Origin of the sequence: Halalkalirubrum salinum (genome assembly GCF_005543295.1) — an archaeon.
GTDB classification, from domain to species: Archaea; Halobacteriota; Halobacteria; order Halobacteriales; family Haloferacaceae; genus Halalkalirubrum; species Halalkalirubrum salinum.
Map to the genome: position 1 here is coordinate 26,383 of NZ_SRSG01000030.1, position 9,078 is coordinate 35,460.

5 protein-coding genes are annotated in these 9,078 nt (G+C 49.1%); 3 read left to right on the forward strand and 2 right to left on the reverse strand.

Going from position 1 to position 9,078, the window contains the following annotated elements:
* The first annotated feature begins 21 nt into the window (after positions 1–21).
* Positions 22–2,694 carry a DUF1156 domain-containing protein gene (locus tag E5K03_RS11595; RefSeq protein ID WP_138007005.1) on the forward strand — a complete coding sequence of 891 codons (2,673 nt, stop codon included), beginning with the start codon at positions 22–24 and terminating at the stop codon, positions 2,692–2,694.
* 902 nt (positions 2,695–3,596) lie between these two features.
* Complete coding sequence (locus E5K03_RS11600) at positions 3,597–3,980, forward strand: hypothetical protein (protein ID WP_138007006.1); 384 nt, start codon at positions 3,597–3,599, stop codon at positions 3,978–3,980.
* A 9-nt stretch (positions 3,981–3,989) separates the two neighbouring features.
* On the opposite strand, the gene E5K03_RS11605 is transcribed toward E5K03_RS11600, so the two are convergent.
* Positions 3,990–5,750 (reverse strand): 5-methylcytosine restriction system specificity protein McrC, encoded by a 1,761-nt coding sequence (locus E5K03_RS11605; RefSeq protein ID WP_138007007.1) that lies wholly within the window; start codon positions 5,748–5,750, stop codon positions 3,990–3,992.
* A complete protein-coding gene (locus E5K03_RS11610) occupies positions 5,750–6,982 on the reverse strand; it encodes an AAA family ATPase (protein ID WP_138007008.1) in 1,233 nt (410 codons plus the stop codon). The genes E5K03_RS11605 and E5K03_RS11610 overlap by 1 nt, the downstream gene beginning before the upstream one ends.
* A gap of 396 nt (positions 6,983–7,378) precedes the next feature.
* On the opposite strand from E5K03_RS11610, the gene E5K03_RS11615 reads away from it, so the two are divergent.
* Positions 7,379–9,007, forward strand: a complete 1,629-nt coding sequence (locus tag E5K03_RS11615) for a restriction endonuclease (protein ID WP_138007009.1) — start codon at positions 7,379–7,381, stop codon at positions 9,005–9,007.
* Positions 9,008–9,078: the final 71 nt, after the last annotated feature.

Sequence of the window (9,078 nt, forward strand, 5' to 3'; positions counted from 1 at the left end):
ATCCATATCACATACTGAATCATGTCTGAGCAATCTGGGTCCTCGCAGGAACGGCACGAGCGTACGGAACTCCCCATCGAGCGGGGGTTCCCAATCGAGCGCGTGAACGAAATCGCCGAGAAAGAGGGCCGGGCGAAAATGTACTACCGGCCCATCTACACGATGCACAAGTGGTGGGCACGACGCTTGGGCTGTGTCTTCCGTGCGATCTCTCTGTACACCCTCCTCGACGATCCGGAGAAGGTCTCAGTCTACGAGCCAGGCCACGAGGGCGGCACGCTCGCGGCCTACGGTGACGACGCCGACGGCAAGTCTGATCTCGACGTTGCGTCGCTGCTCGAACGGGTGGACATGTCCAACCCGGAGAGTCTCTGGGAGCTCTATCCGAAAGACGTTCGCATTGAGGACAAGAAGATTCTCGATCCATTCATGGGTGGTGGCACATCGCTCGTTGAGGCATCCCGCTTCGGCGCGGAAGTCGTCGGAAACGATCTAAATCCCGTCGCTTGGTTCGTCACAAAGAAGGAACTCGAAGCTGGCCAGACTAACGTCGAAGAACTTGAGAAAGCCTTTGAGCAGGTGAAAGAGAACGTCGCTGGCGAGATTACACAGTACTACAAGACGCCCTGTCCGAACGGCGACCACGAGGCGGACGTGATGTACAACTTTTGGGTACGAGAACTCGATTGCGTTTCTTGTGGCCATACTGTTCCATTATTCAAAGATTATCGCGTTGGGAAAGGCCGATATGGGGACAACAAGGGGACATACAGTGTTTTCTGTCCGGATTGTGAGTCAGTTGTCAATGTTGAGGATTGGCAAAGCGAATCAGTCTGTAGCGAATGTGGGAACTCCTTCGAACCCTCTGATGGAAACGTTGGGAGAGGGAATTACCACTGTACAGATTGTGGTCAAAAATATTCAGTCACTGATGCTGTGGCAGAACAAGACGGCTACGGTCTCAGCCTATACGCTCTTGAATATTACTGCGGTATCTGTGACGAACAGGAAAGGAATCGGGCAGAAGTGAAAGGTTATAAGCGAGCAGAGAGGGTTGATCGTGAACTCGCACAAAGGGCCCGGAAGGAATGGAACGAAGCGGACGACCTCAAAGAGTTCGTCCCTCAGAGCGGAATCGCACGAGGAGCAATTACCGAATCCTCATCTATTAGCGGAAACGATCTGTTTCAACATGGGCTTGAAGATTGGACCGACGCCTACAGCCCACGACAACTTCTATGTCTCTCGAAGCTTCTTCGGTCGATAAGCGAGGTTGAGAGTGAGAATGTTCGAGAGTATCTTCTACTCGCATTTAGTGATATGCTCCGGACCAACAACCTTCTGGTTGGTTACCAACACTCGAATAACCATATTAATGATATTTTTCAGACAAATTCTTTTGACGTACCACAGGAAGCAGCAGAGGCGAACGTCTGGGGAACAGAGTATGGAATGGGAACGTTCCAATCTATATGGGATATGATAATTAACGGCGTCAAATACGCTAGTGGCCCTACAGAACGATGGGTCGACGGTGGGGAAAAGAAAGAGACACCTGAGTTTGCACAACGAATCGCCGAGAACTTCTCACTCTCGCAGGGCGATATGCGCAATCTTGACTTCGAAAACGAATTCGATGCGGTCATTTCTGACCCTCCGTACTACGATAATATTATTTATTCGGAGGTATCTGACTTCTTTTACGTCTGGCTACGTCTACTCCTAAAAAACAAGTACGAGTGGTTTAGCCCCGACTACACACCTCGAACTGAAAGTATCGTCTCGAACCCTTCCGAGGGGAAAGATGTAGAAGATTTTGAGATAGAACTCAGAGAAGGGTTTGAAGTAGTTCACAAAAGCCTGGTTGATGATGGCGTCTTGACTTTCACCTACCATCACAGCGACTCTGAATCGTGGGGTGAATTACTCGAATCACTGTGTAATGTTGGGTTCGAAGTCACAGCCACCTACCCGATAACAGCTGACTTACATAAGTTCATTTCCGGCGAAGCAGTCTCTTTTGACATTATTGTTGTCGCCCGTCCGATCGACGACACAGAGCCTGCCTCGTGGAAGTCGCTTCGCCGCGATATCTACCGTACGGCTCGACAGACCCGCAGACAACTTGAGGAAAACCGTGATCTCTCCCGCGGTGACATCGGTGTGATGGAGATGGGCGCGTGTTTCCGTGAGTACTCCAAGCACCACGGGAAGGTACAGCGCGACGGCGAGATCATGTCGGCGAAGGAGGTCGTCCAAGAAATCTACGGAATCATTCAGGAGGCCAGTGACATTGGCGTCGAAGACGTATTTATTGACTTACTCGATAGCCCCGGCCCGTCGTTTGACGACGTTAACAAGCTTTGTCGCGGCACCAACGCCACACCAGAGGATCTCAAAGGAATGTGCCTGTACAACACCGACGACGGCTTCGAACTCGGCAAGTGGGACAATGAGAAGCGCCAGGCGTACATCCAAGAGCGAACCAATGGTAACGGTGATGAGCACCTCTCGAATCTCGACAAGCTCCAATTCCTCCGGTACCGATACGAGAAGGGACAGGCCGTACAAAACTACGTTGACAAGTGGGGCGTCGATGACGATCTGCGTGAGCTTGCCGGGCGGCTCGCGGACGTGACCGGTGATGACGCCTATACGCGCGTGCTCGGCGATCGGGACATCACGAGTTACTGAGTGTCGGTTCTGCTCCGCTGACTAGTCCACGCAGCGGTATTCTTTGTGACGGTGTGCCCTCAATTCATATTAGAGTAGTATGGGGGAAGGGGGGTCTCCCGAGTGTAGATGGTTGTAGACAGGTGATTCAGGCTATTAGCCGGTGATTCAATTTTTGACAAAACTCAATATACACCCGATCATATAACTGTCTCGCAGCGGATGCTGCCATCACGATCGTGTCGCTGCCCGGAATCGTCTTCGAACGTCGTCAGGTAGTGATTGATCGATAACTGCCGTGCGCTCACTGTGATCAGATCATATTTGGCGGGGGGAGGGGGGTGTCCCGAGTGAACATGCGAAAAAACGGTGGGTTGGTAGCAATCCCATGAATACACACTACGTATAAACCCGGGTTTATATTTACCTCACGTTAGTCTAACTATCAAAATAAATAGATTTACTGTACTGCCTTCGTTAGCAGTTTGTACCGGTTTTAACCCACTTCTGCTTTACTACTGTTTGTCTACTACTGCTACTACTACTATTACTAATCGAAAACGTTATATTAAACGTTAAAGAGCAATCGAAACAGATCAGTGAGATAGGAGGGTGTATGGACGGGATACGTGCTAAGACGTTGTTTTGACGCTGTTTTAGTGGGGGAAGAACCCGCCAAAAGGTGTGTTTCATGTGGAACGAGGGGGTCGCCCTTCTTATCGATTTTCACTCGGGGCACCCCCCTCCCCCCCTTCGATGAAATAATCCACCAAAGGCACGTTCCATGTGGAACGGGGGTCTCCCTTCCCAGCGATTTACACTCGGGACATCCCCCTTCCTCCCCTCCGTCTAAACGAGGAACTAATTCATTTCACTAGGCGACAGCAACCCGTTTTTTATCCTGTGAAACTGTAAATTAATCAATGGCAGAACCCGGACGCATCCCCGGCCGCTACAATCTCGTCATTGAGGGGACGTACGACACCTTCGATCACCGAATGCCGATCGAGGAGTTTACCAAACGGCTTCAGAATGACGATGTCCCAGAAGAGGTCTCCGTAATCGGACTTGAAGAGGCTCTCTCGGACGACGAACTCCGAGCCGACCTCAAGACAGCGATGGATCGACGGGCGAACGATTTGGAGTATCAGAACCCGACAGTGCAGTTCGTCGTTGAGGGATCGTTCCATCGCCAGGGGAAAACATTCGATCTCCGCTACAATGACCGGCTCCACTCGTTACAGGACGTGTTCGGTCCACAAATCGAACGGAAAGAGGACGGAAACTGGCTTGTTACGCCCTTCTGAGGCGTCCACTTACAGCAGTTTCAATGGTCCTTCTTTCTTGACTTCTCCCGTATCTCGCTTGAGGAAATACAGATCGATCCAATCCTGGTGGTCTTTTTCATAGAAGACAGGGAGACAGGTCCATGTATACTCGTTACGTCGGCTACATCGTGTTTCGATCTGTTCCCGTGTCCAATCGCCACCATGTTCTAAATCGGAGCGATTCCGAACGTTGTACGAGTGTTCATCTGCTGCTGCTTTTACCACCTGAAGTGAGAAATCTTGAGGATTTTGGAATGCAAAAGGACCGCTCACGTCGCTCGCCTTGCTGAGATCGCTCTCGGTCACACCATCTAAACACAGTTTGTTCTCTGCAATAGCGTAGAACGGTTCGAGTTCCGGGTGGATCTCTACGAGAACGCTATGGAGGTATTTGTGTACGACTTCGTCATACTTGTCTAGCGAGAAGTCGCCTGTTGGTGAGACGATCTCCAACTCTGCGCCGGTTTGTGTAACTCGGCGGCGTCGCGGTTCGAGCAACGGACACAGGAATGCGAGTTTGTCGGCGTGCAGGAGGTAGGCGTAGCTGAACAACCGCGACCGGGACGGAGACTCCTTAACGGGATCGTGGCCTTCCGCGTAGTATTTGGAGTCGAGGACAGCGATAGTTTCATCGCCCTGTTGGAGAGCGTGGTCGGGCTGGTGACTGATCTTGTTCTCTCCCTCGAACGGATTTACCGACGGTGAGGATGCAGCCTTGACATTGGCGAGCGAATCAAAGTGGTCGTAGGACTTGATATACGAGAGTTCGCGCTCGATCACCACCTGTGAGTACTGCTCGAACAGTGACTCCATGTTAAGGACGTAGTCCACGACCAACTCCCGAGGCCCGTCCTTGAGCTGCTGACCGAGCGACGACGACAACACTGCCTTTGCGACGTCGAACGCCTTTCGGTAGTATTGGCGTTGTTTCGGCAAGTCACCGAGAGTGATGCGCCGATACTCGTCGATACGGCTTAACCCGCTGTCAACACCCATGGCTTCCAACCGTTCGATCTCCCGATGAACCTCCGAGAAGATGCGATCGTAGCCGGGATGGTCGTAATCCGAGGCATTCTGTCGGAATAGCCGGAGCAGCGTCTTCCCTGCATAGTGGAGTAACGAGTTCGCTGCGTTGTTGTACTCTGTTTCGTTTCGTATCCAATTTGGCTCAACAGTCCCACGCGCGTGGTTCAGAAGGGTTTGCTCGACGTCGATCTCTCCTCGACCCTCTAGACTGTTGGTCCGTCGGAGAATCAGATCCCGGATGTAGCCGTTGCGTTGGATAGTCTCAAGCCCCTCCAAGTAATTAATCGCCATTACGACAAGCACGTCATCGAGTTCGATATCGTCAGAGAGGAAGTCCTGAAGTGGAATCCCGTGGTAGTCGATCGACCGATTCTGATCATACACTGCCAGGAGCATGTCGAAAATCGGTCCCCAGTCGATTTTTGGAGTGATCGTCACCTTCGATGACGGAGTCAAACTGACTGCTCCGACGATATCCGTCGCGGAGACGTGGATGATGTCGCCATCATCATCTTCCACAGTTACTGTGACAACGTCGTACTGCTGGTCGGAGTCGAGAGCATCTTGACTCTTTGTGAACACACCAGGGCTCTCTTGTGTGAATGATGCGCGACGAAGTTGATCAGTGATGGTTGACGGACAGTCCTCGATCCGAATCTCTCCTCGTTCGGGAATGTTGAACGTATCCTGCCCATACTGATACACTTCGTCGATGCGACTCATTACTCGTAGGACCCCATCTGCCGTCTTTCCTGTTCAAGTTCGCGTTCAGCGAGCTTAGCTGCCGGGGCGAGGTCGAATTCCTTGAATTCGTCATTCAGTGCCCGGTAGTGTTCGGTAATTCGCTCTACCTGTGGGAACGCCGCTGAGTTCAACAGCCGGGGGACAATATAGGTCCGGAAGGCTTGTCCAACCGAATCTGTCGGGTCATACTCGTATTCCCCGCCTTCTCGACAAGCGACGCCGACGAAGACAGCGACATCACGATAATGCATTGGTCCGAACCGCATAATCGCACCCCGTGCTGTCGATTCGTTTCCATGGTTGATCCCTTCGTAGTCTCGTTCGAAGAGGCGGAGCAATTCACCGTCGTCGATATCCGTCTGTCCCGTGACGTGTGTATCGAGCCAGTCTCTGAACAGCTGTCGTCGTTTGTCTGCTTCGTATTCGTCTAACTCGATCATGGCGAACCGCCGGGTGATCGCGTTGTCGAGTTCGTTCACTGTACGATCGGACATGTTCATCGTACAGATGATATTTACTCGCTCATCGAGTTCGATTGTCTCCCCCTCATCGGTCTCGAAAATTGTCTGATTCGGGTTTTCGATGGCAGTGTAGAGCGGCCCGAAAATCTTCGAGATGTCAGCCCGAGTAATCTCGTCGAGAATGACACCGTACTGTACATCGAACCGGCGAGCGCGTTGAACACCCTCCGAAACACAGCCGAGTTTGGTCCGATAGCTTAGCGATTCACCAGTGTAGTCGGGACTAATTCCGCCAATGATGTCCGAGGGGGTCCATGATGGCGTCGCGGTATGGAGTGAGTATCCGATTCCCGTTTCTCGGGCCAATTGCTTTGCGAACGTTGTTTTTCCCGTCCCCGTCGGTCCATAGAGTACAACGGGTTTTCCTGCTTCGAGCGCAACTTTGGCGTTTCGTACAACGTCCTCAGGGACCAAGATGTCTTCAGGCGTATCATCACCCCGAAGACTCACGAGGCGCTTTAGCCGATCTGATGCGAGCCCTGACTCTAGTACAGCCTGACGAACTTTTCCGAGGCCGCGTTTGCCGTCATGGGTGATATCAAGCTCTTTGTCTTCAATGAGGTATGAGAGGACATCTTCATTGGCGGCATTCTCAATCGCTTCAATGACGGCATCTTCGACATGCCGAAGGATTCCGATCTCTTCTTTGGCCTCCTCTAGCGTATATGTATCGTCTGATGAATTACCCATTTTTACATAGGTGTATTCGAGGGTACATAAAATCCATCTGAAATTGGTGGATTATCGTCTAGTATAGGGTGTGCAGGGATACTGTCGTAGTCAACGTTGACCGTGAAGGCCGTCCCAAATAAATAACAGTAGTTACAGAAACATCACCTCCGATGCTAGCGAACTTGGTAATAATGTACGCACTCTGCTTTGAAGGTAACATGTTAACTTGGAACTCAGATGAAGAAAATAACGTAGCTCTCGTGACGGCTACACGCTCTATATTTTGCACAGTTCGATCTCCCAATTTCGGCACAGATATCATTGTTTCGCTGGCTTCGGTAAGAGGGATAATATTAATAAATACGCGAATAATACTTATTACGATTGATTCTAATTGACATATAGCAACATAAGATGTGGCCACTCATTGCCATTATTATTGTAATTTTCATTGCCGCAGTTATAGTTGCTGCACTTTTTCGGGCAATCCTATTTGTGTATGATTTTCTACTTACTGTTTGGCCACTGACCCTTGGAATAGTTGTAGTGATTATCGCTTGGTATAGTCGCAGATATTATAAGAAAAATGCCACATACGGCCATTTAAATCAGAGGATAGAGCTTATCCAACAAGAATATAGTAAAATATTCTCGTCGATGAATGATCTGGTTATGGTCTCTGAGACAGATATTCCATCGACTCATCGTTTAAAATATCTTACTGCATCATCTGATCCGGTTGAAAAGAGATTATCCTATCTTTTTAAATCAGCCGGAGTATATAATAAATACATTGAATTAAACAAGAATATTTCTACTAACTTATCACAAGATAGCCTAAATTCACTTGTTGCAGATTTCGATCCACTTTCGTATAGTTCGGAGGAATCCCTCGAAAAAGATGTTGAGCGGCTTTCTAACGCATTTGACTGTTATCAGCAATATTCTAAAATAGCAGATGGGGACAAATTAGAAAGCCATCTCAAAGAGCGCCAGCTTGTCCCCCCAACTCCGAGTACCATAGACGAATTATCGGATAAGATTAGCCGGATTGAAACTCTCGTCAACCTTGTGGAGGCTTATTTCGGGGCTATGAATGCTTATCATACTCTACGGGGTGACCAAGATATCGAAGCATACGGCGAACTACAGGGAACCGTGGATAATGAGTTGTCGTCTATAAATAACAGTCAGGATATGAACACAACACTCAATAAGTTCACTCAAATAAAACGGCTATTTGATATCCACGTAAGTAACCCAGAAGAAACATATAAAACACAAGATATCATTGAATTAAGTGACCATATTTTATCAGGAAATTATACCCAATATACAAAAGCACCTGTCGATGCTTATGCCAAATTTGTCAATGTATTAGACAGTATTGAGCAGGAGGATACCTTGATGGTCTCGACTAAAGAAGAATTGCGCGATATTTTGAGGTTAAATAAGCCTATGGAATCGCCACAAGAGACGATCTCTCACACTAACCTCATCAACGATGTTATTCCCTTGTTGTCTCAACTCGAAACGGTGGATCAAGACTTGTTACTCCCTACAAGTAGAGAGATTCATAATGAAATTCTCAGTGATCTAAAATCACAAGCATTAACAGAAAAAATAGTTTCTGAGAATTTGGAATTGATTACCACAGCAAAAACCCTCGCCGACTTCATTGAGAAAAACAAGAAACACCCAACAGTGGATGTAGACCAGTGGGAGTCTGAAATTACGCAGGCTCTTGAAGAACGCTATCCTCAGAGACTCAAGCCACTTGACAAACACCGTGAGCGGATGCTAGATAACTACTGGGAGAAAGATGACCTGTATAAATTTGATTGGAAAGAGTTTGAGGAACTGATTGGCGCTCTCTTTGCGGCGGAAGGCTATGATGTAGAAGTCACAGAAGGAACGCACGATTTTGGAGTTGATGTTTATGCGGAAAATGATAACGGAAAACTCGCAATACAGGTCAAGCAGTTTGCCGAAGGTAACCGAGTCGGACGGGAACCACTTCAGATCTATCCAAATGAAGTGTGATCGTGGAAGCTACACAGAGACTCCTCTCAGAACTCAATCAGGAATACCGCGTTCTGCTAAAGAAATAACGG

What these genes read in the sequence shown, in the direction of transcription:
- E5K03_RS11610 (WP_138007008.1), bottom strand. Translation starts at nt 6,982, where the DNA reads ATGGGTAATTCATCAGACGATACATATACGCTAGAGGAGGCCAAAGAA.
- E5K03_RS11600 (WP_138007006.1), top strand. Translation starts at nt 3,597, where the DNA reads ATGGCAGAACCCGGACGCATCCCCGGCCGCTACAATCTCGTCATTGAG.
- E5K03_RS11605 (WP_138007007.1), bottom strand. Translation starts at nt 5,750, where the DNA reads ATGAGTCGCATCGACGAAGTGTATCAGTATGGGCAGGATACGTTCAAC.
- E5K03_RS11615 (WP_138007009.1), top strand. Translation starts at nt 7,379, where the DNA reads ATGTGGCCACTCATTGCCATTATTATTGTAATTTTCATTGCCGCAGTT.
- E5K03_RS11595 (WP_138007005.1), top strand. Translation starts at nt 22, where the DNA reads ATGTCTGAGCAATCTGGGTCCTCGCAGGAACGGCACGAGCGTACGGAA.